Annotated in this window: 27 protein-coding genes, 1 riboswitch and 2 other annotated features; of the genes, 2 read left to right on the forward strand and 25 right to left on the reverse strand. The window is 46.0% G+C overall.

What is annotated here, in order from left to right; translation table 11 throughout:
- Window positions 1–73 precede the first annotated feature (73 nt).
- The 25 genes from rplL to SporoP37_RS08500 form a co-directional block, all read right to left on the reverse strand.
- Window positions 74–433, reverse strand: coding sequence for a 50S ribosomal protein L7/L12 (gene rplL, locus SporoP37_RS08380; protein ID WP_085430718.1), 360 nt, complete (start codon window positions 431–433; stop codon window positions 74–76).
- Between the two features lie 67 nt (window positions 434–500).
- Window positions 501–1,001 carry a 50S ribosomal protein L10 gene (gene rplJ, locus SporoP37_RS08385; protein ID WP_085430719.1) on the reverse strand — a complete coding sequence of 167 codons (501 nt, stop codon included), beginning with the start codon at window positions 999–1,001 and terminating at the stop codon, window positions 501–503.
- 30 nt (window positions 1,002–1,031) lie between these two features.
- Window positions 1,032–1,171, reverse strand: a sequence feature (ribosomal protein L10 leader region).
- 44 nt (window positions 1,172–1,215) lie between these two features.
- Window positions 1,216–1,914, reverse strand: a complete 699-nt coding sequence (gene rplA / locus SporoP37_RS08390; RefSeq protein WP_081243222.1) for a 50S ribosomal protein L1 — start codon at window positions 1,912–1,914, stop codon at window positions 1,216–1,218.
- A gap of 121 nt (window positions 1,915–2,035) precedes the next feature.
- Window positions 2,036–2,461 carry a 50S ribosomal protein L11 gene (gene rplK, locus SporoP37_RS08395; RefSeq protein ID WP_029053289.1) on the reverse strand — a complete coding sequence of 142 codons (426 nt, stop codon included), beginning with the start codon at window positions 2,459–2,461 and terminating at the stop codon, window positions 2,036–2,038.
- Between the two features lie 168 nt (window positions 2,462–2,629).
- A complete protein-coding gene (nusG, locus tag SporoP37_RS08400; RefSeq protein ID WP_081244801.1) occupies window positions 2,630–3,166 on the reverse strand; it encodes a transcription termination/antitermination protein NusG in 537 nt (178 codons plus the stop codon).
- A 107-nt stretch (window positions 3,167–3,273) separates the two neighbouring features.
- Window positions 3,274–3,459, reverse strand: a complete 186-nt coding sequence (gene secE, locus SporoP37_RS08405) for a preprotein translocase subunit SecE (RefSeq protein ID WP_081243223.1) — start codon at window positions 3,457–3,459, stop codon at window positions 3,274–3,276.
- 56 nt (window positions 3,460–3,515) lie between these two features.
- Window positions 3,516–3,665 (reverse strand): 50S ribosomal protein L33, encoded by a 150-nt coding sequence (gene rpmG / locus SporoP37_RS08410; protein WP_081243224.1) that lies wholly within the window; start codon window positions 3,663–3,665, stop codon window positions 3,516–3,518.
- A gap of 79 nt (window positions 3,666–3,744) precedes the next feature.
- The gene (gene sigH / locus SporoP37_RS08415; RefSeq protein ID WP_081243225.1) at window positions 3,745–4,383 is read right to left on the reverse strand and encodes an RNA polymerase sporulation sigma factor SigH; all 639 of its coding nucleotides are present in this window, start codon (window positions 4,381–4,383) and stop codon (window positions 3,745–3,747) included.
- 82 nt (window positions 4,384–4,465) lie between these two features.
- Window positions 4,466–4,981 carry an NYN domain-containing protein gene (locus SporoP37_RS08420; RefSeq protein WP_081243226.1) on the reverse strand — a complete coding sequence of 172 codons (516 nt, stop codon included), beginning with the start codon at window positions 4,979–4,981 and terminating at the stop codon, window positions 4,466–4,468.
- Entirely contained in the window at window positions 4,978–5,736 is a 759-nt protein-coding gene (gene rlmB / locus SporoP37_RS08425) for a 23S rRNA (guanosine(2251)-2'-O)-methyltransferase RlmB (RefSeq protein WP_081243227.1), read from the reverse strand. Before rlmB ends, SporoP37_RS08420 begins: the two co-directional genes overlap by 4 nt.
- The gene (locus tag SporoP37_RS08430) at window positions 5,733–6,152 is read right to left on the reverse strand and encodes a Mini-ribonuclease 3 (protein WP_269466704.1); all 420 of its coding nucleotides are present in this window, start codon (window positions 6,150–6,152) and stop codon (window positions 5,733–5,735) included. Before SporoP37_RS08430 ends, rlmB begins: the two co-directional genes overlap by 4 nt.
- A gap of 4 nt (window positions 6,153–6,156) precedes the next feature.
- Complete coding sequence (gene cysS / locus SporoP37_RS08435) at window positions 6,157–7,557, reverse strand: cysteine--tRNA ligase (RefSeq protein ID WP_081243228.1); 1,401 nt, start codon at window positions 7,555–7,557, stop codon at window positions 6,157–6,159.
- A complete protein-coding gene (gene cysE / locus SporoP37_RS08440; RefSeq protein WP_081243229.1) occupies window positions 7,538–8,212 on the reverse strand; it encodes a serine O-acetyltransferase in 675 nt (224 codons plus the stop codon). Before cysE ends, cysS begins: the two co-directional genes overlap by 20 nt.
- 59 nt (window positions 8,213–8,271) lie before the next feature.
- Window positions 8,272–8,487: a binding site (T-box leader), on the reverse strand.
- Between the two features lie 56 nt (window positions 8,488–8,543).
- Entirely contained in the window at window positions 8,544–10,004 is a 1,461-nt protein-coding gene (gene gltX / locus SporoP37_RS08445) for a glutamate--tRNA ligase (RefSeq protein ID WP_085430720.1), read from the reverse strand.
- Window positions 10,005–10,087: 83 nt separating this feature from the next.
- Entirely contained in the window at window positions 10,088–10,567 is a 480-nt protein-coding gene (gene ispF, locus SporoP37_RS08450) for a 2-C-methyl-D-erythritol 2,4-cyclodiphosphate synthase (RefSeq protein ID WP_081243231.1), read from the reverse strand.
- 13 nt (window positions 10,568–10,580) lie between these two features.
- A complete protein-coding gene (gene ispD, locus SporoP37_RS08455; RefSeq protein WP_081243232.1) occupies window positions 10,581–11,261 on the reverse strand; it encodes a 2-C-methyl-D-erythritol 4-phosphate cytidylyltransferase in 681 nt (226 codons plus the stop codon).
- A 21-nt stretch (window positions 11,262–11,282) separates the two neighbouring features.
- Window positions 11,283–12,371 (reverse strand): PIN/TRAM domain-containing protein, encoded by a 1,089-nt coding sequence (locus tag SporoP37_RS08460; RefSeq protein WP_081243233.1) that lies wholly within the window; start codon window positions 12,369–12,371, stop codon window positions 11,283–11,285.
- Window positions 12,372–12,538: 167 nt separating this feature from the next.
- Complete coding sequence (gene radA / locus SporoP37_RS08465) at window positions 12,539–13,909, reverse strand: DNA repair protein RadA (RefSeq protein WP_081243234.1); 1,371 nt, start codon at window positions 13,907–13,909, stop codon at window positions 12,539–12,541.
- Between the two features lie 89 nt (window positions 13,910–13,998).
- A complete protein-coding gene (locus SporoP37_RS08470) occupies window positions 13,999–16,446 on the reverse strand; it encodes an ATP-dependent Clp protease ATP-binding subunit (protein WP_085430721.1) in 2,448 nt (815 codons plus the stop codon).
- 184 nt (window positions 16,447–16,630) lie between these two features.
- Window positions 16,631–17,719 carry a protein-arginine kinase McsB gene (locus SporoP37_RS08475; protein WP_081243236.1) on the reverse strand — a complete coding sequence of 363 codons (1,089 nt, stop codon included), beginning with the start codon at window positions 17,717–17,719 and terminating at the stop codon, window positions 16,631–16,633.
- Entirely contained in the window at window positions 17,709–18,260 is a 552-nt protein-coding gene (locus tag SporoP37_RS08480) for a UvrB/UvrC motif-containing protein (RefSeq protein WP_085430722.1), read from the reverse strand. The genes SporoP37_RS08475 and SporoP37_RS08480 overlap by 11 nt, the downstream gene beginning before the upstream one ends.
- Before the next feature lie 11 nt (window positions 18,261–18,271).
- The gene (locus SporoP37_RS08485; RefSeq protein WP_081243238.1) at window positions 18,272–18,742 is read right to left on the reverse strand and encodes a CtsR family transcriptional regulator; all 471 of its coding nucleotides are present in this window, start codon (window positions 18,740–18,742) and stop codon (window positions 18,272–18,274) included.
- Window positions 18,743–19,059: 317 nt separating this feature from the next.
- Window positions 19,060–20,061 carry a biotin synthase BioB gene (gene bioB, locus SporoP37_RS08490; protein ID WP_369922125.1) on the reverse strand — a complete coding sequence of 334 codons (1,002 nt, stop codon included), beginning with the start codon at window positions 20,059–20,061 and terminating at the stop codon, window positions 19,060–19,062.
- Entirely contained in the window at window positions 20,061–20,660 is a 600-nt protein-coding gene (locus tag SporoP37_RS08495) for a biotin transporter BioY (RefSeq protein ID WP_085430723.1), read from the reverse strand. The genes bioB and SporoP37_RS08495 overlap by 1 nt, the downstream gene beginning before the upstream one ends.
- Before the next feature lie 133 nt (window positions 20,661–20,793).
- Window positions 20,794–20,991 (reverse strand): hypothetical protein, encoded by a 198-nt coding sequence (locus SporoP37_RS08500; RefSeq protein WP_081243240.1) that lies wholly within the window; start codon window positions 20,989–20,991, stop codon window positions 20,794–20,796.
- 163 nt (window positions 20,992–21,154) lie between these two features.
- Window positions 21,155–21,266: riboswitch (SAM riboswitch) on the forward strand.
- An 82-nt stretch (window positions 21,267–21,348) separates the two neighbouring features.
- Here SporoP37_RS08500 and SporoP37_RS08505 point away from each other — a divergent pair.
- The gene (locus SporoP37_RS08505; RefSeq protein ID WP_085430724.1) at window positions 21,349–23,208 is read left to right on the forward strand and encodes a bifunctional homocysteine S-methyltransferase/methylenetetrahydrofolate reductase; all 1,860 of its coding nucleotides are present in this window, start codon (window positions 21,349–21,351) and stop codon (window positions 23,206–23,208) included.
- Complete coding sequence (metH, locus tag SporoP37_RS08510; protein WP_081243242.1) at window positions 23,189–26,629, forward strand: methionine synthase; 3,441 nt, start codon at window positions 23,189–23,191, stop codon at window positions 26,627–26,629. Before SporoP37_RS08505 ends, metH begins: the two co-directional genes overlap by 20 nt.
- Window positions 26,630–26,757 lie beyond the last annotated feature (128 nt).

Below are 26,757 nucleotides of genomic sequence, written 5' to 3' on the forward strand. Positions count from 1 at the left end.
CTTAGAGTAACGATATCTGTATATGAAGAAAAAAGCCCGTCAAATAGACGGGCTTTTCTCAGGGAAGTAGAAATTACTTAACTTCTACAGATGCGCCAACTTCTTCAAGTTTCGCTTTCAATTCTTCAGCTTCTTCTTTAGCTACGCCTTCTTTAACAGCTTTAGGAGCTTCGTCTACAAGTGCTTTCGCTTCTTTCAAGCCTAGGCCTGTGATTTCACGAACAGCTTTGATAACTTTGATCTTTTCTGCGCCTGCTGCTGCAAGGATTACGTCGAATTCTGATTGCTCTTCAGCTGCTTCTGCAACTGCTCCAGCTGCTGCAACTGGTGCTGCTGCTGTTACGCCAAATTCGTCTTCGATTGCTGTAACAAGTTCGTTTAGTTCTAGAACTGTCATTTCTTTGATTGCGTCTAGGATTTGCTCTTTAGTCATTTTATGTTCCTCCTGGAATATTGTATTTAACCGGTTCGTTGGTTCCGGTCGTGTTTAAGATGCGAAATTAAGCACCTTGCTCTTCTTTTTGTTCTGCAACTGCTTTTGTAGCAAGTGCAAAGTTTCGTACTGGTGCTTGAAGAACGCTGAGTAGCATAGATAGTAGACCTTCGCGTGAAGGTAGAGTAGCCAATGCTTTCACATCTTCAGCTGATGCGACGTTTCCTTCGATCACACCCGCTTTAATTTCAAGCTGTTCGTTCTTTTTAGCGAAATCGTTCAAGATTTTCGCCGGCGCCACTACGTCTTCAGTTGAGAAGGCAATAGCGTTCGGACCTGTAAGGTGTTCGTTCAATCCTTCCAGACCTGCTGTTACTGTCGCACGACGTACCATAGAGTTTTTATAAACCTTGAACTCTACGCCCGCATCGCGAAGTTGTTTACGTAATTCTGTAACTTGTGCAACCGTCAGACCGCGGTAATCCACAACAACTACAGAAGCTGCGTCTTTCAACTTGTCAGCGACTTCTGTTACAACCGCTTGTTTAGCTTCTAAAATTTTGCTCATGTTGACACCTCCTGAAAATTAGGGTCACTTATACCGATATAAAAAGCCCTCAATGTCTAAGACATGAGGGCAGAAAAGTCGTCATCTTTAAAAAAAGAACGTCTTGTCCTCGGCAGGAGCATTAAGTGGCAAGCCACACCTGCTGTCTTCGGTACAAATGGTTATCATCTTAACAAGCGTAATCTTAACAGATCACTATATGCTTGTCAATATATTATTTTACAGAAACGCTTGACGGATCTACTTTAATTGCAGGACCCATAGTTGTCGTAACGTTTACTGATTTCATGAATGTTCCTTTTGCTGCAGCTGGTTTAGCTTTTTGAATTGTATCAAAGATTGTCAAGAAGTTTTCTTCAAGCTTCTCGTTATCAAAAGATGCTTTTCCGATTGGCGCGTGGATGATTCCCGCTTTGTCCGCACGGTACTCTACTTTACCTGCTTTGATTTCTTCAACAGCTTTTGCCACGTCGAATGTTACTGTTCCTGTTTTCGGGTTTGGCATAAGACCTTTTGGCCCTAGAACGCGGCCGATCTTACCAACTTCACCCATCATGTCAGGTGTTGCAACGATTACATCGAAATCGAACCAGCCCTGCTGAATTTTAGCAATGTATTCTGCGTCGCCAGCGTAGTCCGCGCCCGCAGCTTCTGCTTCTTTCAGCTTGTCGCCTTTTGCAAATACTAATACACGCTGAGTTTTACCAGTACCATTTGGAAGCACTACCGCTCCACGGATTTGCTGGTCGTTTTTACGAGTATCAATACCAAGACGGAAAGCTACTTCAACAGTTGCATCGAAATTTGTTGTGCTTGTTTTTTTAGCAAGTTCAATTGCTTCTTTCGCAGAGTACGTAGCTGTACGATCTACTAGCTTCGCTGCTTCTACGAATTTTTTACCTCTTTTAGCCATCAGAATTTTCCTCCTCATTTGTGGTTTTAACGGATTAAACCTCCCACTTAATGAAGGCTGCGAATCAATTTCGACCGCAGCCTTCACCTTCAAACCATTGCTTAATTGCGAATACTCAAAATCAGTCTTCGATTTTGAATCCCATACTGCGAGCAGTACCTTCGACCATTGCCATCGCCGCTTCAACTGACGCCGCGTTTAAGTCCGGCATCTTTTGTTCTGCGATTTCTCTAACTTTATCACGCTTAACTGTAGCAACTTTGTTCTTATTAGGCTCGCCTGAACCTTTTTGAACGTTTGCTGCAACCTTCAGCAATACTGCTGCCGGCGGAGTTTTTGTGATGAATGTAAATGAACGGTCCTCGAATACAGAGATTTCAACCGGAATAATCAAACCAGCCTGATCAGCTGTACGAGCGTTAAATTCTTTACAGAATCCCATAATGTTCACACCTGCTTGACCTAATGCCGGTCCTACCGGTGGTGCTGGATTTGCTTTACCAGCTGGAATTTGCAACTTCACTACTTTAGTAACTTTTTTAGCCACGAGACACACCTCCTTAAGTCCGTGATGTGGTAATTGGGTTGCCCCTCCCACTCAAATATGTGCCTGCCGACAATGTCGGTAGAATTGGTTAATCCGTCCAGACTAAGTCTGACCTTTGAAATGATACCACCATTACACAGATTTTGCAAGAAGAAAAACCATCACCCATCAATCCATTTTTTCAACTTGATCAAATGAAAGCTCCATCTTTGTTTCCCGTCCAAACATGTCGACGGTAACGATGACCTTCCCTTTGTCCATTTCAATCTCTTCTACTTTACCTTCAAAGTGAGCAAACGGACCTTCCAGAACCGTTACACTTTCACCGACGCCGAAGTCAATATCTACGCGCTGTTCTTTCATGCCCATCTGTTTCAGGATAAACTCAACTTCTTCAGGCAGCAGCGGAGTAGGTTTTGCCCCGCCCCCGGACGAACCGATAAATCCTGTAACGCCCGGTGTATTCCGGACAACGTACCAAGAGTCATCCGTCATGATCAATTCAACTAAGACATACCCCGGGAACGTTTTACGCATAACGGTTTTCTTTTTGCCGTCTTTAATATCCGTCTCTTCTTCTTCCGGAATGACGACTCGGAAGATTTTATCTGACATGCCCATTGTCTCGACACGTTTTTCAAGGTTGGCTTTTACTTTGTTCTCATATCCTGAGTACGTATGAACCACATACCAATTTTTATCCATTTCCATCACTTTGAGGACTGCGCGTCCGTCCCTCCTTTAAATTAAAGCTGAAAAAACCCGTTTATTCATCAAAACGGGATATTCTCACGCTATTTATACTTACTTTATCATAGACCAGTATACCATTTCATAACTCCTGAAATACCTAAATCTACTAATCCAAAATAGACAGCCATAAAAATGACAGTCGAAATAACAACTACAGTATACTTCGTCAATTCTTTACGCTTCGGCCAGCTGACTTTCCGCATTTCCGAAACGACTTTTTTAAAAAAATCGCTAATCTTGCCCATTCTTCTCCAACCCTTCCGAATGACACAGCGTTCTGCCCAGAACTCTATGTAACTGGTCAAATGGTTTGCTTATGCAACGTATGTGCGTTGCAATGACTGCAAAACTTTTTTATATTCATTCTCCCCGCCTGACTGCTGTTGCCGGCCGGTACAGAATAGTTTCGCGAACCACATTTCTCACAGCTTAAAGTTATTTTCTTCACCATTTGGATTCACCTATTCAAGACAATAGTCTTGCTAAAGAGTACCACCTTAGCAGCAACATGTCAATTTCCTTTAGTATGTTCAGCGCACCAGATCCATCGCCATGGAGTGCTCCAATTTGCGTTTAATTCGCTGCAGGGCATTATCGATTGACTTCACCTGACGGTTCAGAACTTCTGAAATTTCACGGTAGGATTGTCCTTCCAGATAAAGCGTCAGCACTTCTTTTTCCAATCCGCTCAGCACTTTATTCATTTCTTTTTCCATGAACGAAAAGTTTTCTTTATGGATTATTAAATCTTCAGGATCATCCAGCGTGGAACTGGCGATGATATCAAGCAGCGTGCGTTCCTGATCCTCGTCATACATCGGCTTGTCCAATGATACCGATGTGTTAAGCGGAATATGCTTTTGGCGCGTAGCCGTTTTAATCGCCGTAATAATTTGCCGCGTTATACACAGTTCGGCAAATACCTTAAACGAGCTCAAGCGATCCGGCCGGTAATCGCGGATTGCTTTATAGAGACCGATCATCCCTTCTTGTACGATATCTTCACGATCACCGCCAATAATGAAGTATGTCCGCGCCTTCATTCTGACAATCGGCTGGAATTTAGTAATAACATACTCTAATACATCTGAGTTTCCGAGATGAATCAGTTCAATCATCTCTTCATCGGAAAGTCCGGTAAACTCTTTTTTGTTCTTCACATTCTCCATGGTCCGCACCAACCTCTCCACCCCAGAGTTCTAATTGGTATTATAAGCCAGTATAGACGTGGTGTTTTTTTACGTCAACTGCTCATTTTTCACCGCGCCGCATTTTCTCAAATTCCGCAGCCACTTCATCCGTCAGAGGGATTTTCGACAGCGGCCGCTGCTCCTGAGTGTCTTTCACCTTTTTGGCAATCATCTGATCTACTTCATTCATCGCGATTTCCAGCTCACGCGCAGATATCCGAAGCGCCCCTTGTGCGAAGACGACCCACTGCTCCACGAGATCCGAAGTGGCCACATGTATCTGCGTCAGCCGATTACTCAGTTCAGATACAAGTTTTTCAATCCGCTCATCAGCCGTCTCATTCTCTCGTGTAAAGACCACTTCCACGCGGTATTTCTTTTTTCGTTTTTCAATGCCTGGCACCAGATGGGCATCAAACACTATAATCACTTTCCATCCTTTGTTCGCCTGAAATTCAGCCATCCGTTCAATCAGGCGATCACGGGCTTGCGGAAAGTCTTCCCGTTTCAGTTGCTGTAATTCAGGCCACGCACCGATGATATTATATCCATCAACGAGCAGCACATCTTTTTTCATGATGTAGCCTGGGCGGATTGACGCTTTCGTAAAACTTCATACATTAACAGCGCCGCTGCCACTGAAGCATTCAGAGAAGTAACTTTACCTACCATAGGCAGGCTGTAAAGGAAATCGCATCGCTCGCGAAGTATTCGGGACATTCCCTTTCCTTCACTGCCGATAATAACAGCAAGCGGCAGCGTGGCATCCATATGACGATAATCTGTAGAGTTCGATGCATCCGTTCCTGCGATCCAAACACCATTCTTTTTCAGTTCATCCACCGTTTGCGAAAGATTATTCACCCGTACCACAGGGATATGCTCAATGGCCCCAGTCGAAGCTTTCGCGACTACACCGGTAAGCCCGACTGAACGCCTTTTCGGAATGATGATACCGTGAACACCCGATGCGTCCGCAGTCCGTAAGATAGATCCTAAATTATGCGGGTCTTCCAATTCATCCAGTATGATGAAGAAAGGATCTTCCTGCCGATTTTTTGCAACGGCAAATAAATCTTCCAGCTCGGCATAATCATACGCAGCAACTGAAGCTAAAATCCCCTGATGACTTAGATCTGTCATGCCGTCAAGCTTCTGCTTCGGCGCTGTCTGTACGACAATCCCTGCCTCTTTTGCCAATTTCATAATTTCACCGATACTTTTCTTGTTAACGCCTTCTGCCACCCAAATTTTATTCAGCTGCCGGCCTGAACGCAGCGCTTCCGCTACCGGATTCCGTCCGCCAATCAGTTCAACTTCTTGCTCTGTCATGCCTTTTCCTCCTCAGGTTGCTCCACTAAACGAATCGCCGTCTTTATCAGTTCAGCCAGACGCTCCTGCCGATCCAATAAATACACATACCCGAGGACTGCTTCGAATGCAGAGCTGTAGTTGTACGTTGTGACATCTGTATTTTTAGGGACAGAGCCGGCTTTTGCATTGCGGCCGCGCCGCATGACCGCTTGCTCTTCATCCGTTAATAATTGCTGTTCTTTCATTGTCAGTATAATTCTGGCCTGCGCTTTCGCCGAAACAAAACGCGTGGCTTCTTTGTGCAAAACTTGCGGTTTCACACGGCCACACCGCAGCAGGTGTTCTCTGACAGCTTGTTCATACACGGCGTCTCCCATATAGGCGAGCGCCAGTGCATTAAGCTGTTTGACATCTATATCGCGTAAATTCTCCACGCCGTTACCCTCTTTTCCAGCGCGTGCCCTGCGCTGTATCTTCCAATACGATGCCCTTCGCCTTTAATTCATCACGTATTTCATCCGCTCTTGCGAAATCACAATTTTTTCGTGCATCCAGACGTTCCTGTATCAATGCATCCACTTCGTCATCCACTAATTCCTCTGCGCGATCAAACGGCAGGCCGAGAACTCCCATCAGCTGATCAAACGCATCGATGAATTGCTGAAGTACAAGACGGTCCGTGTTCTTCTCAAGTAAATAAACATTCGCCTGCTTCGACAGCTCGAAAATAGATGCAATTGCGTTTGCAGTGTTGAAATCGTCATCCATTGCCGTTTCAAATGAAGTAATCTGCTCGCTGATTCGGTCAAGCCACGGCTGTGAATCCTCCGCCAAGTCCGCTGAAATCGTCAGACGGTGCTGCAGATTGCTGTAAGCAGTTCGGATCCGTTCCAATCCGTTTGCCGCGCTTTCTACCAAATCCTGTGCAAAGTTGACCGGATGTCGATAGTGGACAGATAGCATGAAAAAACGAAGTACTTTCGGATCGATTTGCTTTCGGATATCATGGACCAAAATAAAGTTTCCGAGTGATTTGGACATCTTCTCGTTATCGATATTAATATAACCGTTATGCATCCAGTAGTTAGCGAATGTCTTGCCGGTAGCCGCTTCGGATTGGGCGATTTCATTCTCATGGTGCGGGAACGTCAGATCCTGTCCGCCAGCATGAATATCTATCGTGTCGCCGAGAAGCTCTTTCGCCATAACCGAACATTCAATATGCCAGCCCGGACGGCCTTTCCCCCACGGACTGTCCCACGCAATTTCTCCTTCTTTCGCCGCTTTCCATAGCGCGAAATCAAGCGGATCGGTTTTGATCGCGTTTTCTTCCACACGCGCCCCTACTTTCAATTCATCAATCGACTGGTGAGACAGTTTCCCGTAACCGTCAAATTTACGTGTATGGAAATAGACATCTCCCTCGGATTCATAGGCGAATCCTTTATCCATCAGAAGTTGGATGAACTCCACAATGTCATCAATATGCTCGGTCACCCGCGGATGGGCTGTCGCTTCTTCGCAGCCGAGTGCACTGACATCTTCGTGAAACGCAGCGATAAAACGCTCGGTTAATTCTCCCACCTCTTCATTCAGTTCATTGGCCGCTTTAATAATTTTATCGTCCACGTCCGTGAAATTCGATACGTAATTCACCTCATAGCCGCGGTATTCCAAGTACCGTCGAATTGTATCAAATACAATAACGGGACGCGCATTTCCTATATGAATATAATTATAAACAGTAGGGCCGCAGACATACATTTTGACCTTACCTTCTTCTATCGGAACGAATGCCTCTTTTTTACGTGTTAATGTATTATAAAGTTGAATGCTCATGTAAATCTCCTTTTTCTCCATTCATAGTTTCCAACTGCTGCGTCCGCACGTTCAACTCTTGAATTTGCTGTTCCAGACGTTTGATTTCATCCGCAATTGGATCGGATGTGGAGTGCTCCAGCTTATCATTTACGCGAACGCCGTTAGATATAACAATTTTCCCTGGTATGCCTACTACCGTTGAATTCGGCGGGACTTCTTTCAAGACAACTGAACCGGCACCGACTTTACTATTTTCCCCGATTGTAATCGAGCCAAGCACTTTTGCTCCAGATGCCACCAGAACATTATCATGCAGTGTCGGATGCCGCTTACCGCCTTCTTTACCCGTTCCGCCAAGCGTTACTCCTTGGTACAACGTTACGTCATCTCCAATTTCACAAGTTTCCCCTATCACTACACCCATTCCGTGGTCAATAAAAAGACGTCTGCCTATCACTGCTCCCGGATGAATTTCAATACCTGTAAAAAACCTGCTGATCTGCGAAACAACACGAGCAAGAAAGCGAAGATTCCTTTTATAAAATACATGCGCGATACGGTGCATCCAGATAGCATGCAATCCCGAATATGTTAAGACCACTTCCATTGTGCTGCGGGCTGCCGGATCCTGATCAAAAATACAGCGGATATCTTCTTTCATACGTTTGAACAATGAACTTCCCCCTTTTTTCTTTTTATAAAGATAAAAAAAGCGCCCCCGTCACCGATGATGACAGAGACGCATGATTTGCGTGGTTCCACTCCGCTTGGGAGATATGGAATCTCCCCGCTTAATGTCTTTAACGCAGACGATACGTATGGCCTACTAACAGTTTCGGCTCATCGCTCAAAGGTGCATTTCGATAGTGAACAGCTCGGGTCATTTCCAGCCAAGATGACCTTCTCTAGAGAGTCTCCACTACGTACTTTCCTTCTCAACGCTTTTTATATGACGCTTCATATTAGGTTCATTTTACACAAAATCACCGAAATGTCAATATTGATTATTTTGCAAATCTTTCGACACGCTTAATAATTTTCTCCTTGCCGATCAAGGCAATTGCGTCTGGAAGTTCAGGTCCGGAAGTTTCACCGGTCGCTACTACGCGTATAGGCATAAATAAGTTCTTGCCTTTATGGCCTGTTTCTTTTTGAACTGCTTTAATCGCCGCTTTGATGGAAGGTGCGTCGAATGTTTCTAATTCTTCCAGGTGCTTTTTAAGTGAAGTCATCACTTCCGGCACTTGTTCACCTGCCAAAATTTCCGATGCTGCTTCATCATATTCAACCGTATCGTGGAAGAACTGGGCGGACAGCTCGACAATTTCAGCGCCAAAGCTTAACTGCCCATGATATAACGCGATCAGGTCATGCACCCACGCCTGTTCTTCAGCCGACATGTTTTCAGAAACTAATTCCGCTGCTTGCAGATGAGGCAATGTTAATTCAATAACTTCTTCAAGTGACAGCTTCTTAATGTATTGGTTATTCATCCACGTTAATTTATTCGTATCGAACATAGAAGGGGATTTGGACAGCCGGGATTCATCAAATTGCTGAACGAGTTCGTCGTGGGAGAAAATCTCTTCTTCTCCAACCGGCGACCATCCCAGCAAAGCAAAGAAATTGAACATCGCTTCCGGCAAATAACCCAAATCTTTATATTGTGTGATGAATTGAATGATTGACTCATCGCGTTTGGACAGTTTTTTACGCTCTTCGTTAACAATGAGCGTCATATGACCAAAACGCGGGTGGTCCCAGCCGAATACGTCGAATACCATCAACTGTTTCGGTGTGTTTGTCAAGTGCTCTTCTCCGCGGAAAACGTGGGTGATTTTCATTAAATGATCATCCACTACTACTGCAAAGTTATACGTTGGAATGCCGTTAGTCTTGACCATGACCCAGTCACCGATGTCTTTTGATTCGAAGGTGACCGTGCCGCGCACAAGGTCTTCGATTGTATAGGTTGTGTCTTCAGGCACACGCATACGGATAGTATAAGGCTGACCGGCCGCCTCTTTTTCCGCCACTTGTTCCGCCGTCAAATGACGGCATGTCCCGTCGTACATCGGCGCAGCGATTCCCGATTCTTTTTGTGCGTCCCGTTTCGCTTCCAATTCTTCAGGTGTACAGAAACATTTGTATGCATGCCCTTTTTCCAGCATCTGATCCGCATAGTCTTTGTACAGATCCAGTCGTTCCGTTTGACGATACGGTCCGTACTCCCCGCCTACGTCAATGGATTCGTCGTGATGGATACCAAGCCATGTAAGATTTTCAAGCTGTGACAGCTCACCGCTCTCGATATTTCGTTCCGTATCAGTGTCTTCAATTCGAATAATGAATTTCCCGTTATAATGACGGGCGAATAAATAGTTGAATAATGCAGTCCGCGCCCCGCCGATATGCAGTTGGCCCGTTGGACTCGGTGCGTAGCGCACACGTACTTCTTGTGTCATAATGAATACCTCTCCGTTCTGAGTCGATTACGTTCTTATATAATTTCCTATTCATTTTATCATTGAACCGGATATTTTAACAGTCAGCCGTTTTTCATCAATAAAATAGTTGCCATAGCGGCAATTCCTTCTTCACGTCCCGGAAAACCAAGCCGTTCAGTCGTCGTTGCCTTTACATTCACTTGTGAGAGATCCGCTTCAAGCAGCTCCGCTACACGTTCACGAATATCGCCGATATACGGTGCCATCTTCGGACGCTGTGCAATAATCGTACAATCGATATTGCCTAAGCGATACCCCTCTTCTTTCACCATTGCCCACACCTTCTCCAACAAAACCGCGGAGTCCGCGTCTTTGAACGCTTCATCCGTGTCTGGAAAATGCGTGCCGATATCTACTTTGCCGATTGCGCCAAGCGCAGCATCCGTAACTGTATGCAATAATACATCAGCATCTGAGTGGCCAATCAATCCTTTAGTATGCGGGATCGTAATACCGCCGATAATCAGCGGCCGGTCTTCAGCAAATGCATGTACGTCAAAACCCTGTCCAATTCGAAACATGAAACAATTCCTCCTATTTTCTTCTAGCCAGCAAGATCTCACCAATTGCAAGGTCTTCCCGGGTGGTCATCTTGACATTATCATATGAACTTTCCACCACTTGTACGCTGTGGCCCAGCCGTTCAACCAGCATCGATTCATCCGTCCCGAGAAAGCCGTCACGAACAGCAGACTCAGAGGCCTCTTTCAGTAATTCATAGCGAAAAGCCTGCGGCGTCTGTACGAGCCACAGCTTTTCACGTTCCAGCGTCTCCCGCACAGTGCCGTCTTCTGCATACTTGATTGTGTCTTTCGCTTTAACCGCAGCAATCGCCGCACCTTTTTCGCTCGCCGTGCGTACCAGCTCGCTGATGACGGATGAATTCAGGAACGGTCTCGCCGCGTCATGAACGAGTACAATGCCATTTCCTTTATACGCGTCAATGCAGGCCGCTACACTGTTTTGCCGTTCACCGCCGCCTTCCACAAACGTAACGGGCTTCGCGTGTTTCCGCTGTCCAAGTATTTTTTGAATCGTATCCTGCTCTTCCGGTTTTACAGCCATTATCACTTCTTCACAATTGGGGTCTTCCTGAAATATTCCTGCTGTATGATACAAAATGGGATGCTCTCCGATTTTCAGGAAGAGCTTGTTTTGTCCGGCACCCATACGTTTGCCGCTTCCCGCAGCAGGAATCATCACTGTATACTTCACATTCGTCACTCTGCTTTCTGTTTACCGCCCTTTTGGTTTCGCGAAAATCATTCGTCCGGCAGATGTCTGAAGGACACTTGTCACCACTACGTCAATCGCATCCCCAATATGGGATCGGCCATCTTCTATTACAATCATCGTACCGTCATCTAAGTATGCGACACCCTGATTATGTTCTTTTCCATCCTTAATTACGACAACGTGCATTTCTTCACCGGGGATGACGACCGGTTTTACCGCATTCGCAAGGTCATTGATGTTCAATACGGCAACACCGTGCAAATCGGATACTTTATTCAAGTTAAAATCATTCGTCACTACAAGTCCGTCCATTTTCTTCGCCAGCTTCACCAGCTTCAGATCCACTTCCGCTACATTCGGGATGTCCTCATCTGTAATAAGCACTTGAGGACCTTCATCATTTTGCAGACGTTTCAAAATATCCAGCCCGCGTCTGCCCTTCGTCCGTTTCAATGTGTCAGAAGAATCGGCTATGTGCTGTAATTCTGTCAGCACAAACTGCGGCACCACCAATATTCCCTGAAGGAATCCCGTGGCGACAATATCGGCAATACGCCCGTCGATAATAACACTCGTATCCAGCAATTTATAGACGTCTTTTTTCGGCGGTGCGGCAACAGGCTCTGCTGAATCCTTCTTTTTTACCGACGTATTACGCAGAGCGGAAAAGGCATTGATGAACTCTTCCCATTTTTTAAAACCTACCTGGAACCCTAAATAACCGAGCAGGATGGACAGTAAGACCGGCAAAACAGATGAAATGACCGGAAAGTCAATTGCATTTAATCCAAAACTGAATAAAAATGCAACACTTAACCCGACGACCAGCCCCACTGTTCCGAATAACAAATCCATGATCGGCGCTTTAAGAAGCCGTTCTTCAATCCATTTAACGAAATTCACAATCGGTTCTGTTAAAAATATGCTCAATAAAAATAGAATGATAGCACCTATAATAGCCTCTACATAGGGATTTTCTATAATAGGGCGAGACGTAAACTCGAACATAACAAATAAGTACGGTAAAAATAATACACCGAGAGTTCCTCCGATTAACAGGAATGAAACTTGAACTACGCTTTTCAACATATTCTTCCACCTCCTTTTCTTAATAGTATACAACGAATCATCGTCGCCCGCTTAGGTTTAGTGAGGAATTTCTAAAAATTCCTCACTGTGCCTACTAGGACCTTATAAACACTGGTAAAGTTTCATGGGCTTTTCAGCGGTATTTATCGGCAGTCTGAAGGTCAGGTTTATCTGAACGCCACTCCTAAAGCTTCCATAATTGTCTCTACCCCCACCACTTCAATACCGGATGGAATATCCCAGCCGCCAAGATTGGAAGACGGAATGATTATCCGGTCAAAGCCCAGCTTCGCTGCTTCTGTCACGCGCTGCTCTATTCTGGATACCCTTCTGACCTCACCCGTCAGTCCCACTTCTCCGACAAAACAATCCCTCGCGCCGACAGCCGTATCTTTATAGCTGGATACAATGCTTAATAACACCGCTAAATCAATAGCCGGCTCATCCAGTTTTACGCCGCCGGCCACCTTAATATACGCATCTTGGGTCTGCAGTAGCATCCCGGCACGTTTTTCGAGAACTGCCATCAATAAAGATACGCGGTTTTGATCCAGCCCCGTTGCCATCCGTTTCGGGTAATTGAAGCTCGAAGGAGTCATCAGCGCCTGAATTTCCACCAATATTGGCCTCGTTCCTTCCATCGACGCTACAATGGTCGAACCCGCTCCCCCCTGCGAGCGTTCCCGCAAGAACAGCTCGGACGGATTCAGGACTTCTTTCAGCCCCGATTGCAGCATCTCGAATATGGCGATTTCATTGGTCGATCCAAAACGGTTTTTCACACTTCTTAAAATACGGTAAGTATGGTGGCGTTCTCCTTCAAAATACAGCACGGTGTCTACCATATGCTCGAGCAGCCGCGGTCCCGCAATCTGACCTTCTTTAGTTACATGACCAACGATGAATATTGCGATGTTTTGCGTCTTCGCAATGCGCATTAATTCCGCAGTACATTCCCGGACCTGGGACACACTTCCCGGTGCCGACGATACTTCGGGATGATGCACAGTTTGAATAGAGTCAACGATGACAAACTTCGGTTTTACGTCGTCTACCGTTTCGTGGATCATGCCAAGATCGGTTTCTGCATAGATATATAGCTCGTCTGATTTTACGCCTAATCGTTCCGCCCGTAATTTTGTTTGCCTGATTGATTCTTCCCCTGATATATACAGTACACGCTGCTGCTGATTCGCAAGCAATGACGATACTTGCAGCAGCAATGTGGATTTCCCGATCCCCGGATCTCCGCCAATCAGAATGAGCGAACCGGGCACAATCCCGCCGCCAAGCACACGGTTTAATTCTTCCAGTTCCGTTTTCACACGCGGCTCTTCAACCATTTCAACTGCACTGATCGGCAACGCTTTTTGCTTTACTTTATCACCGTGCTGAAATGCAGCACGGGGGCCCTTTTGTACAATTTCCACTTCTTCATCCATCGTGTTCCATTCACCGCATCCCGGACAGCGCCCCATCCATTTAGGTGACTCATATCCGCAAGAACGGCACATGAACTTTGATTTACGCTTAGCCATATACTCTCTCCCTGTATGAAATACGAAAAGGACAGCCCGCTGCGCTTTTTAAAAACCTAAGCGAGCGAGCTATCCTGACATTCATTTAATTATTTTTCTGCTAAAACCGTCTGCTTCTCCGTACGCACTATGAACTTTTCATCTTCTACGTCAATAATTACTTTTTCACCCATAAGAACTTTACCTTCCAGCAATTCTTCAGATAAACGATCTTCCACGTGTTTCTGTAATGCACGGCGCAGCGGACGGGCTCCGTATTCCGGATCGTATCCTTGATCTGTGATCTTATCTTTAGCAGCTTCTGTTAATACTAACTCGATGTCCTGCTCAGCAAGACGCTTCGCAAGATCTTCACTCATCAAGCTGACAATTTCACGCAAGTGCTCTTTCTCCAATGAATGGAAAACAATCATATCGTCCACACGGTTCAAGAACTCAGGACGGAATGCTTTTTTCAATTCTGCAAGCATTTTTTCCTTCATGTCGTCGTAATCAGACTCGCCATCCTGGATATTAAAGCCGACATATCGGTTTTTCTTCAATTCAGTTGCTCCGACGTTGGAAGTCATGATAACTACTGTGTTACGGAAATCAACTGTACGGCCTTTTGAATCTGTTAAACGTCCGTCTTCCAATACTTGCAGCAGTATATTAAATACATCCGGATGCGCTTTTTCAATCTCATCAAGCAATACAACAGAGTAAGGCTTACGGCGAACTTTCTCTGTTAACTGGCCGCCCTCATCGTAGCCTACATAGCCTGGAGGTGATCCGACTAAACGGGATGTCGCATGTTTCTCCATATACTCTGACATGTCGATACGGATCATCGCGTCTTCATCGCCAAACATTACTTCCGCCAATGCACGGGCCAGCTCCGTTTTACCTACACCTGTAGGACCAAGGAAGATGAATGAGCCAATCGGACGTTTCGGATCTTTTAATCCGGCACGCGCACGGCGTATCGCTTTAGAGATCGCATTGACCGCTTCATTTTGCCCAATGACACGCTCATGCAGTATTTCTTCCATGTTCAGCAGTTTAACGGATTCTGTTTCTGCAATCTTGTCAACAGGAACTCCCGTCCACATCGCTACCACGGACGCAATGTCATTGACCGTTACTTCTGACTCTGTTTTTCCTTGTTTTTCTTTCCATGCCGCTTTCGTTTTTTCCAGTTCATCTTTCATTTTCTGCTCTTTATCCCGGTAGGAAGCAGCTTTTTCGAATTCCTGACTTTGAACGGCTGCATTTTTCTCCGAGCGGATTGCTTCAAGCTTCACTTCAAGCTCCTTCAGATTTGGAGGAGTTGTGTAAGAGCGCAAGCGAACTTTTGATCCCGCTTCATCAATTAAGTCTATCGCTTTATCCGGTAAGAAACGGTCTGAAATATAGCGGTCGGACAATTTCGCAGCCGCCTCGACAGCCTCATCCGTAATTTTCACGCGATGGTGCGCTTCATAACGATCACGAAGTCCTTTGATAATCTGAATGGTTTCTTCTACAGACGGCTCATCTACCTGAATCGGCTGAAAACGGCGTTCAAGCGCTGCGTCTTTTTCAATATATTTACGGTACTCATCAAGCGTTGTAGCGCCGATACATTGCAGTTCACCGCGAGCCAAGGACGGCTTTAAGATGTTCGATGCATCAATTGCACCTTCCGCTCCGCCAGCCCCGATTAATGTGTGCAGTTCATCGATGAACAAGATGATATTCCCCGCCTGACGAATCTCTTCCATCACTTTTTTCATACGGTCTTCAAATTCTCCGCGGTATTTCGTCCCCGCTACAACCGTACCCATATCCAGTGTCATTACACGCTTATCGCGCAGAATTTCTGGCACTTCATTATTGACAACTTGCTGTGCCAAGCCTTCTGCGATTGCCGTTTTACCGACACCCGGCTCACCAATCAGCACCGGATTATTCTTTGTACGGCGTGCCAGCACTTCAATCACCCGCGTAATTTCTTTGCTTCGTCCAATTACTGGATCCAGTGTTCCTTCACGTGCGATTTCAGTTAAATCACGCGCCAGGCTGTCAAGTGTCGGTGTCGCTGCGGATGCCGAGTTCGCCGGATTTCCGGCAGAGCTTTCGTCATTGCCAAGCAATTGAAGTACTTGCTGGCGGGCTTTGTTCAAACTGACTCCGGCGTTATTAAGAACGCGCGCTGCCACGCCTTCTCCTTCACGGATCAGTGCCAGTAAAATATGCTCTGTGCCGATATAAGAATGGCCCAGCTTACGTGACTCATCGACAGACAGTTCGATGACACGTTTGGCCCGAGGTGTATAATGAACGATCGGACCGACATCTTTAGAGCCTACACCCACCAAAATTTCCACTTCACGTTCGATGGTATCCGCACTCACATTAATCGCTTCTAAAGCTTTTGCTGCAATGCCTCCGCCTTCTCGAATCAAGCCCAGCAGAATGTGTTCAGTACCGATAGATTCGTGCTTCAGACGAATGGCCTCTTCTTGAGCAAGCTGTAAAACTTTTTGTGCACGTTGTGTAAATCGATTAAACATCATATTCATTCCCCTCTTTCCTTTATCAGTAGATATATTCTATGTTATGCCAGGTAACGCATCATTGCCTTGTTTCATATCACTATATATATTCATGTCAGATTACGATACAACCTGATTGGCATATTGACTTTGACTATCTTTGATTAATTATAAATGTTTTCCGCACCTCTTGCAAAACCTTTGCTCACGAAAGTTCTTGATCCCCGTCCGGTTCAGCCGACCGTTCGATCTTCAGCCGGTCACGGAATAATTGCGCGCGGAGAATATCACGTTCATCCGATGTTAATTCTGTACCTGCATATTGCTGCAGATAGCCGGGCTGCATGAAAATCATCAATTCATTCAAAACACTCATGTCTATATTTTCTATGATATTTAAATCAATACCCAAACGGACGTCAGACAAACATTTTGCCGCTTCTGCCGATGGAAGGATGCGCGCATGGGTCAGCGTCCCCAATGACCGGAATAATCTGTTCTCCAAGTGAACTTCTGATTTGGCGAGTAATAGTTCACGCGATTTCCTCTCGTGGGCAATCAGGCGCGCCGAAATGCTCTTCAAATCTTTCAGGATCTCCTCTTCGGATTTACCAAGCGTTATTTGATTGGAAATCTGATAAATATTCCCGAGAGCCTCACTGCCTTCCCCGTAACTCCCGCGCACAACCATTCCAAGACGCGAGATGGCAGGGATAATCCGCTCAATCTGTTTCGTGATTGTCAGTGCAGGCAAATGCATCATGACCGAAGCACGCATTCCTGTTCCGGTATTAGACGGACAGCTTGTCAAATAACCAAATGTCTCATCGAATGCATAATCGATGTTTTTTTCCATCTCGCTGTCGACTCGGTCGGCAAGTTCGTACGCCTCATCAATTTGAAAGCCCGGGTAAATGCATTGAATGCGGATATGATCTTCTTCATTAACCATTATGCTGATCGTTTCATCTTCGGAAAGAAGAACAGAACCATGCTTTTCGGGATCAATCAACTGCGGGCTGACCAAGTGTTTCTCGACCAGTATTTGCCTCTGCAGCGGAGTCAAATCCACCATTGCTGTGCCCGTAAAGTGCTGATCCCGCATTTTACTGACCGCCTGATGTACCGCTTCATCCACTGCGGCGGCATCTTCTTGTGATGCGCAGACAGGGAACAGATGATCCTGAAGATTGCGTGCCAGCCTGATTCTCGTAGACAGAACAATATCTGCATGTTCTCCTTCGGCTACCATCCACCCCGTCAATTCCTGATTGATGAATTTCTCAAATGACATGCTCATCGTCACCCCCGTCGTCCAATTGCCGCTTCACCAGGTTTGCTTCATCCCGCAATGCCGCCGCTTCTTCAAAACGCTCTTCTTCCACGGCTTCTCGCATTTTCGTACGGATATCTTCGAGTTTTCTCTTTAAAGCAAAACGCTCATTCAGCGATACAGGGATCTTTCCCCCATGTTGTGTATGTCCATTATGCAGCTTGGCAAACACTCTCGGCAGCTGCTGACGGAAAGCATCGTAGCATGTCGCACAGCCGAACTTCCCTACATCGAGAAAACGATGGAAGGTCAGGCCGCAATTCGGACATTTAGGGCCATCCGGTAATTTTTCATCTGCCTTCTGTTCTGAAAACAGCTCTGATCCGCCAAGCCAATGTGCTAAAAACTGTTGAATCGATAAAGGTTCCTGGCCGGGGCTGAAAGAAAATGTTTGCGAATAAAATGCGCATTTATCACATAAATGCCGCTCTGTTATGCCGGTTGGCGTCTCTTGCTTAAACACGACAGTCGCAGGCCGTTCTTTACAATTTTCACAAAGCATGGTGATTCACCTCATTCTATCTCTTCATAAATTAATGTGATTAACATAGCGCGAAGGATACGCGAACGCAGTGCATCGCGTTCAGGCAGCATATAACGCAATGTGGAACGGCCGACAGCTGCGAGCATCAGCTTGGCTTCACGCTCTGTAATCACTTCTTCTTCTATTAAACGGATGATGACGTCTTCAGCCATGGTGGAGGAGGCTTCCGTCTCCAGGACTTCCAATGCCTGTTCAAGCAATTCTTTACGGGAGTTAGTCTGTACGCGGTATATCCGGATATAGCCGCCGCCTCCGCGCTTCGATTCCACCGCATAACCTCTTTCGACTGTAAAGCGGGTTTTGATTACGTAGTTAATCTGCGAAGGTACGCATTGGAACTTTTCAGCTATTTCATTTCGTTTAATTTCTATAGAAGCACTATCTTCCTTTTCGATAATGGACTTCAAATACCCTTCAATAATGTCAGAAATATTCCGCATCTCGTCACCTCGTTTCGCTCAATCTTCCAGTTGACTTTGACTATCTTTGACTTGATTGTATCGCAGGAAACCGGCTGGATGCAATTGATTTGTTTGTATGTATACCTCAAGAAGTTAAAAGTTAATCTGATGCTAGGTTGTCACTGTCGGCTGCTGATTATTCAATTTCACTCTAGACAAAATGCAAGAAGAGTACCGCAACGCCGCTGACAGATATTCCAGTCAACAGCAGCTGCCGCAGGGAATCGAGTACCCGCTCCTCCCTTCAGTCAAAAAAACTGTCGCCGGAAGCTGATTCCGGGACAGTTCTTTTCGTGCTATATAGTTACCGGTTCTTGCCGTAATGGTTCCAAGTCTACTTCAAAGCCCATGTCTTCGAGCATTTTTCGATCCTGATCGTTTTCCTGGCCTGCTGTTGTCAGGTAGTCACCGATGAAGATAGAGTTGGCGGCGTAGAGGCCGAGCGGCTGGAGACTCCGCAGGTTTACTTCACGTCCTCCAGATATGCGGATTTCTTTGCTAGGATTGATAAAGCGGAATAAGCAAAGGACTTTCAGGCAATAGCGCGGATCCAATTCAGATGTTCCTTCCAGCGGTGTCCCATCCACCGCGTGCAGAAAGTTTACAGGTATCGAATCGGCATCGAGCGCGCGAAGGCTGTGCGCCATGGATATCACATCCTGTTTTGTTTCACGCATACCGATAATTACGCCCGAACACGGAGAAATTCCTGCTTCTTTGGCATGTCCGACAGTATTTACGCGATCATCATATGTATGTGATGTCGTGATATTCTCATGATGTTCCGCGGACGTGTTTAAGTTGTGGTTATAGCGGTCAACTCCCGCTTCTTTCAGACGGACCGCCTGTTCAGGTTTTAAAATACCGAGACAAGCACAAACTGTCATCCCTTTGTGTTTTTCCTTGATCTGTCTGACGGAATCAATGACAATATCAAGTTCTTTTTCCCTCGGTCCGCGCCCGCTTGCCACGATACAATAGGTGCCCGCTTTATTGGCCGCGGCACGTTCTGCACCTTCAAGAATTTCTTCCGATTTCATCATGGCGTATTTCTCGACCGGCGCCTTAGAAACTATGGACTGCGCGCAGTAGCCGCAGTTCTCTGGACAAAGACCTGATTTCGTATTAATGATCATGTTTAACTTTACTTTGTTCCCAAAATAATGTGATCGAAGTGAGTAAGTCGCGTGCAGTAATAATAGCAGATCTTCGTCAGGGCTGTTTAATATTGCGAGCGCTTCCTCATCATTCAGCACGTGCCCCTCAAGAACTTTATTAGCCAATTGTTGATAATCCATTATAATGTACGCCTCACTTTCAAATGTTTTGAAATCCTGAATGCAAAGATACCTGCCAGCGCTGCCAGAAGAAGATCTTTCGGTAACGGCGGAACCATCCACAGCCAGGCTATTTTGTAGGTGAATACTTCCGGCGCAGCAGCCCACATTTTATAGGCCAAATACATCCAGTTCGTGCCCAGTATGTAATTGATTGCTGTTGCGACGTATGCTGCAATAATAAATGCAGGCAGTGAATGATTTTTCTCTACGATTTTTCCGGCTACATAGGCTATTAAAATGAACGTTACGATAAAACCAAATGTAGGACTCAAAATTTGGCCAAAGCCGCCCGAAAATTTAGCGAAAACCGGTGCGCCTGCCAGCCCGATTAACATATACACTGTCATGGACAGAGCGCCAAGAAGGCTGCCTAGTAATAAACCTGACAGGATGGCAAAAAACGTCTGCAAAGTGATGGGGACGCCTCCGACCACCAAAAACGGTACGAATGAAGTGATGTTCGCTCCAATCATCATCAAAGCTGCAAACATCCCGCTGTATACAATCGTCAGTGCACTGAATTTGCTCACGGGACGTCTTTCTGTTGCTGTTGTCATTATGACACCTCTTTTTTCTTTTAGTTACTAGTAAAATGATAATGGTTAACTCAATTTGTGTCAATAACATATTTTTATAGGTTGACATAAAACAAAGCAAAAAAAAAAGACCGCCAGCACAGCGCTGTCAGCCTTACTTTTTTTCGTCAATCTGTTCTTCTTTTTCTTTGCGGAATAAAATGGAGGAAAGCAGACCGCTGAATATAGCAGCTCCGATCGTAATGTACACCCGCATATCATAAGCAACTTCTTCGTAACTGTTGCCGAGCATAATCCAGGCAAGTGTGCCTACAAGAACAGCGATCGGAAAAGAGTATTTAAAAAACCGCATAATACCTCACCTTTTCAAGTTATTCTTTCAATTTTATCATATCTGCAGCAGTTTCTCTATGAAACGAACCATCTTTATGAACTTCACTAATCGTTCACTTGACGATGACCGACAAAGCCGCTATGATATGGTTAGAATTATCGAAATAATTTAATAAGATCGTATCTTATCAAGAGAAGCTGAGGGACTGGCCCGTCGACGCTTCAGCAACCAGCTATTTAGGCAAGGTGCTACTTCCAGCAGTATGGGATGGTGTCATACTGAAAAGATGAGAGGGAACTAGTCATTGAGATTACAAAGCCTTCTAATATACTTGAAGGCTTTTTTTAATTATAACGGTAAAGGGGAGACGGGATTATGTCATTGCTGGAGAAACTTCAAACAAATGTCCTCACTGCAGATGGGGCGATGGGAACCATTTTATATTCTTATGGAATTGATTATTGTTATGAAGAACTGAATATAGAAAAGCCCGAAATTATAGAAAAGATTCACCAGGATTATATTGAGGCAGGAGCAGATATCATTCAAACGAATACGTACAGTGCGAACGCTATTAAGCTGGCACGTTACGGGCTGGAGAACCGCGTAACAGATTACAATAAAGCAGCCATTCAAATTGCCAAGCGCGCAGCTGCACCAGGCGGACAGTTTGTTTTAGGGACGATCGGCGGTCTGCGCGGAATTCGCAAAAGCGATGCGACGTTGGACGAAATTAAGAAAGTCGTTCTTGAACAGGCAGATGCATTATTGACCGGTGATCCGGACGGTCTGCTGTTGGAGACGTACTATGATTTCGAGGAACTGTCTTCAGTTGTAACCACGTTGCGCGAGATTACAGATGTTCCATTGATTGCCCAAGTATCCATGCATGATCCCGGCGTTTTACAAAACGGACTTTCCTTGAATGATGCACTGCATCAGCTCGATTCACTCGGCGCTGAAATCGTAGGAGTCAACTGCCGCCTCGGTCCGTATCATACAATTCAGGCATTCGAAAACGTCACCTTGCCGGAAAAAGCATTTTTATCCGCTTATCCAAACGCCAGCCTGCTGGATGTTGAAGACGGGCGAATTGTGTATGAATCAGAAGCAGAGTATTTCGGCCGCGCCGCCGTGCTGCTGCGTGACCAGGGAGTTCGGCTGATCGGCGGATGCTGCGGTACAACGCCTAAACATATTAAAGCTGCCAAAACACGATTAGAAGGGCTGTCACCTGTTACTAAAAAAGTTGTACAGCCATCAAAACCGATTGTGATTCAGGAAGCCGGCCCTGTAAAGCATCAGCCGCTCCATGAAAAGGCTAAAACAGAACGGACAGTGATTGTGGAACTGGATACACCGCGCCACCTGGAGACTGAAGATTACATTAAAGGGGCGAACCTGCTGTATGATGCAGGCGTAGATGCAATTACGATGGCGGATAATTCACTGGCTTCCCCGCGGATCAGCAATATGGCGATGGGCTCTATTATAAAAATGCAGCATAATGTCCGTCCCCTTGTACACTTAACTTGCCGTGACCATAACTTAATCGGCCTGCAGTCACATTTAATGGGACTTGATGCTCTGGGCATACACGATATCCTGGCCGTTACAGGTGACCCGACAAAAGTTGGCGACTTCCCGGGCGCAACAAGCGTCTACGATGTATCAAGCATGGAATTGCTGCAGCTGATCAAGAAACTGAATGAAGGAATTTCATTCTCCGGTAAACCATTGCGGAAAAAAGCGAATTTCTCTATTTCAGCGGCCTTCAATCCGAACGTGCGCGTCGTTGAACGGGCCGTGCAGCGGCTGGAGAAGAAGATTGAAGCCGGTGCCGACTACTTCATTACGCAGCCAGTTTACACAAAAGAGAAAATCATCGAAGTATACGAGGCAACTAAACATTTGGATACACCAATATTCATTGGAATTATGCCATTGACGAATATACGGAATGCGGAATTCCTGCATCATGAAGTACCTGGAATTAAGCTGTCTGACGAAGTATTGGAAAGAATGCGCGAGTGCGGTGATGACCGGAAAAAAGCAACTGAAACAGGCATTGAAATTGCCAAGGAACTTATTGACACTGCGGCAAAGTATTTTAACGGCCTGTACCTCATCACCCCATTCCTGCGTTACGACATGACCTTAGAGCTGTATGAATATATTAAAGAAATAGATGAGCAGAAGGAGAGGGAATTAACACATGCAGAGACATCCTATTGAAGAACAACTAGAGAAACGAATCCTTATCATTGATGGCGCGATGGGAACCATGCTGCAAGCGGAAGACCTCTCGACGGAAGACTTCGGCGGAGAAGAATACGATGGATGCAACGAATACCTCAGTGTGCTGCGGCCCGACATTTTAGAAAGAATCCATGACGAGTACTTGGAAGCGGGCGCAGATATCATTTGCACCAATACTTTCGGCGGCACCCCGCTTGTATTAAACGAGTTCTCACTGGGGCACCGTGCAGATGAAATCAATGCAAAGTCGGTAGAAATCGCGAAAAAAAGTGCGGCAAAATACTCAACGCCGGAATGGCCGCGCTTCGTCGCAGGCGCAATCGGACCTACGACTAAGACACTTTCTGTCACCGGCGGCATTACGTTTGATGAGCTGTCCAATGATTTCTACGTACAGGCAAAAGCCCTTGTGGAGGCAGGAAGCGACCTGATCCTGATGGAAACGAGCCAGGATATGCTAAACGTCAAAGCCGGCACCATCGGAATTAAAAAAGCATTTGAAGAACTTGGACGTGAAATACCCATTATGATTTCAGGTACAATCGAGCCGATGGGTACAACGCTTGCGGGACAAAGTATCGAAGCATTCTATATTTCAATTGAACATACCAGCCCTCTTTCCGTCGGCCTGAACTGCGCAACAGGCCCTGAATTCATGACGGATCACTTGCGTTCATTATCTGAATTGGCAACGAGCTATGTCACGTGCTACCCAAACGCCGGATTGCCCGACGAGGAAGGTCATTATCATGAATCGCCCGAGTCATTATCGAAAAAGCTGGAAGGCTTCGCTGAGAAAGGCTGGCTGAATATGGTCGGCGGATGCTGCGGCACAACACCTGACCATATTCGCGCAATACGGGAAGCAGTGAAAGATAAAGCTCCCCGTCAAATGCCCGAGTCTCCTCAAGGACACGCAGTTTCAGGTATTGAGCCCCTGCTATACGATGATACATTGCGACCGCTGCTGATCGGCGAACGCACAAACGTGATTGGCTCCCGTAAGTTTAAACAATTAATTGTGGAAGAAAAGTTTGAGGAAGCTTCTGAAATCGCACGCGCACAAGTGAAGCGCGGAGCCCATGTTCTTGATATCTGTCTTGCAAATCCAGATCGTGATGAGTTACTCGACATGACACGCTTTATGAAGGAAGTCGTGAAAAAAGTCAAAGTTCCGCTCGTCATCGACTCTACAGATGAAAATGTTATTGCAGAAGCATTGAAATTTTCTCAAGGTAAAGCAATCATTAACTCTATTAACCTGGAAGACGGTGAAGAGCGCTTCGACGCGGTTCTTCCATTGGTGAAGAAATATGGAGCCGCAGTTGTCGTCGGGACAATCGATGAAACTGGAATGGCGGTCACAAGAGAGCGTAAATTGGAAGTCGCGCTGCGATCCTATGACCTGTTAGTCAATAAATGGGGGATCCGCCCCGAGGATATTATTTTCGATCCGCTGGTCTTCCCTGTCGGCACAGGAGATGAGCAGTATATTGGCTCGGCTGTAGAAACAATTGAAGGAATTCGCATGATCAAAGAAAAACTTCCACGCACTCTTACGACCCTGGGCGTCAGTAACGTGTCATTCGGATTGCCGCCGGTTGGCCGTGAAGTGCTGAACGCAGTATATTTATATCACTGTACACAAGCAGGCTTGGATTATGCGATTGTTAATACAGAGAAGCTGGAGCGTTACGCCTCCATTCCAGAGGATGAAATCAAGCTGGCGAACGACTTGCTGTTTACAACAACTGATGAGACGCTTGCGGATTTCACAGCTTTCTACAGAGGAAAGAAAAAAGAAAAGACGGAAAATGACATACCAAAAACCGTATCTGAACGCTTGGCTTACTATGTAGTGGAAGGCACGAAAGAAGGTCTGATTCCTGACTTGGATGCCGCTTTACAAACGTACGATGCACCGCTTGATATTATTAATGGACCTTTAATGAAAGGAATGGCGGAAGTCGGAAGGCTGTTTAACGACAACCAGCTCATCGTAGCGGAAGTTCTGCAAAGCGCAGAAGTTATGAAAGCGTCTGTTTCATATCTGGAGCAGTTTATGGATAAGAAAGAAGACGACAGCGGAAAAGGCAAGATCGTACTGGCCACGGTAAAAGGCGATGTGCATGATATCGGGAAAAACCTGGTGGAAATTATTTTAAGTAATAATGGATTCAAAGTAATCGATATCGGAATCAAAGTGACACCTGCCGCTTTAATCGAAGTAATTCGGGAAGAAAAGCCCGACATTGTCGGTTTATCCGGCCTGCTCGTTAAGTCCGCGCAGCAAATGGTCTTGACCGCACAGGACTTCAAAGCGGCTGGCATCGATACACCTGTAATGGTCGGCGGAGCGGCACTGACAAGACGTTTTACTGAAACTAAAATTGCTCCTGAATATGACGGTCCCGTTATTTTTGCGAAAGATGCGATGCAGGGCCTTGATTTGGCAAACCGGCTGCAAAGTGAAGGCAAAGAAGCATTACTTGTAGAGCTTGCTGAAAGCATTGAAAAGCGGGAAACTAATGACGCGATTAAAGCAAGCCGCGGCGCTACTGCAGTCGCAGTCAAGCCGCGTCCTGTGAAAACTGTACGTTCTGACGTTCCAGTGTTCACGCCGACAGATTTGCGCCGGCGTGTAGTAAAAGATTATTCCGTTGCCCATTTACACCCTTATGTTAATATGCGCACATTGATTGGCCATCACCTCGGATTACGGGGAAATGTCGCCAAGATGCTTGAAAATAAAGATGAGCGGGCTGTGCAACTTCATGAAATGGTCACAGAGTTCCTGCAATCAGATAAAATGACCGCTTCCGGTATTTATCAGTTCTTCCCTGCCCAGGCAGACGGCGATGACGTGATCATTTACGACCCTGAAGATTCCAAAACGGAAATCGAGCGATTCACGTTCCCGCGCCAGGACAAAGAGCCATTCCTTTGCTTGGCTGATTACTTGAAAACGGTGGACAGCGGCGAGATGGATTACGTTGCTTTCATGCAAGTAACTGCCGGCAAGGGAGTTCGTGATTACGCAAATAAACTGAAGGAAGAAGGGAAATTCCTTGAAAGCCATGCATTCCAGGCGACTGCTTTAGAACTGGCTGAAGGATTTGCCGAACGGATTCACCAGGAAATTCGAGATCAGTGGGGTTTCCCTGACCCGACAGACTTCACCATGCGCGAACGTTTCGCAGCCAAATACCAGGGGCAGCGATTCTCTTTCGGCTATCCGGCTTGTCCGAATCTGGAAGACCAGGCGAAACTCTTCAAACTCATCAAACCAGAAGATCACGGCGTCATCCTGACCGAGGAATTCATGATGGAACCGGAAGCATCCGTATCCGCCATCGTCTTCGCACACCCCGACGCACGATACTTCAACGTGGAATAACAAAAGCGGAAAACGCCGGATAGACTCGACAGGCGTTGGAAGAACTGACAGAAAGGCGCTCTTTGCCTTTTTGACAGGTCTGAAACGTCCCGAGAGTCTGGCGTTTGAAGCTGGATGAGAACAAAAGC

The sequence above is a fragment of the Sporosarcina sp. P37 genome (assembly GCF_002109365.1).
Taxonomy (GTDB): Bacteria; Bacillota; Bacilli; order Bacillales_A; family Planococcaceae; genus Sporosarcina.

Excerpts from the sequence above, each read along its gene's own strand:
- rplL (WP_085430718.1), bottom strand. The coding sequence starts at position 433 with ATGACTAAAGAGCAAATCCTAGACGCAATCAAAGAAATGACAGTTCTA.
- rplJ (WP_085430719.1), bottom strand. The coding sequence starts at position 1,001 with ATGAGCAAAATTTTAGAAGCTAAACAAGCGGTTGTAACAGAAGTCGCT.
- rplA (WP_081243222.1), bottom strand. The coding sequence starts at position 1,914 with ATGGCTAAAAGAGGTAAAAAATTCGTAGAAGCAGCGAAGCTAGTAGAT.
- nusG (WP_081244801.1), bottom strand. The coding sequence starts at position 3,166 with ATGGATAAAAATTGGTATGTGGTTCATACGTACTCAGGATATGAGAAC.
- secE (WP_081243223.1), bottom strand. The coding sequence starts at position 3,459 with ATGGGCAAGATTAGCGATTTTTTTAAAAAAGTCGTTTCGGAAATGCGG.
- rpmG (WP_081243224.1), bottom strand. The coding sequence starts at position 3,665 with ATGGTGAAGAAAATAACTTTAAGCTGTGAGAAATGTGGTTCGCGAAAC.
- sigH (WP_081243225.1), bottom strand. The coding sequence starts at position 4,383 with ATGGAGAATGTGAAGAACAAAAAAGAGTTTACCGGACTTTCCGATGAA.
- SporoP37_RS08420 (WP_081243226.1), bottom strand. The coding sequence starts at position 4,981 with ATGAAAAAAGATGTGCTGCTCGTTGATGGATATAATATCATCGGTGCG.
- rlmB (WP_081243227.1), bottom strand. The coding sequence starts at position 5,736 with ATGACAGAGCAAGAAGTTGAACTGATTGGCGGACGGAATCCGGTAGCG.
- cysS (WP_081243228.1), bottom strand. The coding sequence starts at position 7,557 with ATGAGCATTCAACTTTATAATACATTAACACGTAAAAAAGAGGCATTC.
- gltX (WP_085430720.1), bottom strand. The coding sequence starts at position 10,004 with ATGACACAAGAAGTACGTGTGCGCTACGCACCGAGTCCAACGGGCCAA.
- ispF (WP_081243231.1), bottom strand. The coding sequence starts at position 10,567 with ATGTTTCGAATTGGACAGGGTTTTGACGTACATGCATTTGCTGAAGAC.
- SporoP37_RS08460 (WP_081243233.1), bottom strand. The coding sequence starts at position 12,371 with ATGTTGAAAAGCGTAGTTCAAGTTTCATTCCTGTTAATCGGAGGAACT.
- radA (WP_081243234.1), bottom strand. The coding sequence starts at position 13,909 with ATGGCTAAGCGTAAATCAAAGTTCATGTGCCGTTCTTGCGGATATGAG.
- SporoP37_RS08470 (WP_085430721.1), bottom strand. The coding sequence starts at position 16,446 with ATGATGTTTAATCGATTTACACAACGTGCACAAAAAGTTTTACAGCTT.
- SporoP37_RS08475 (WP_081243236.1), bottom strand. The coding sequence starts at position 17,719 with ATGTCATTTGAGAAATTCATCAATCAGGAATTGACGGGGTGGATGGTA.
- SporoP37_RS08480 (WP_085430722.1), bottom strand. The coding sequence starts at position 18,260 with ATGCTTTGTGAAAATTGTAAAGAACGGCCTGCGACTGTCGTGTTTAAG.
- SporoP37_RS08485 (WP_081243238.1), bottom strand. The coding sequence starts at position 18,742 with ATGCGGAATATTTCTGACATTATTGAAGGGTATTTGAAGTCCATTATC.
- bioB (WP_369922125.1), bottom strand. The coding sequence starts at position 20,061 with ATGGATTATCAACAATTGGCTAATAAAGTTCTTGAGGGGCACGTGCTG.
- SporoP37_RS08495 (WP_085430723.1), bottom strand. The coding sequence starts at position 20,660 with ATGACAACAGCAACAGAAAGACGTCCCGTGAGCAAATTCAGTGCACTG.
- SporoP37_RS08500 (WP_081243240.1), bottom strand. The coding sequence starts at position 20,991 with ATGCGGTTTTTTAAATACTCTTTTCCGATCGCTGTTCTTGTAGGCACA.
- SporoP37_RS08505 (WP_085430724.1), top strand. The coding sequence starts at position 21,349 with ATGTCATTGCTGGAGAAACTTCAAACAAATGTCCTCACTGCAGATGGG.
- metH (WP_081243242.1), top strand. The coding sequence starts at position 23,189 with ATGCAGAGACATCCTATTGAAGAACAACTAGAGAAACGAATCCTTATC.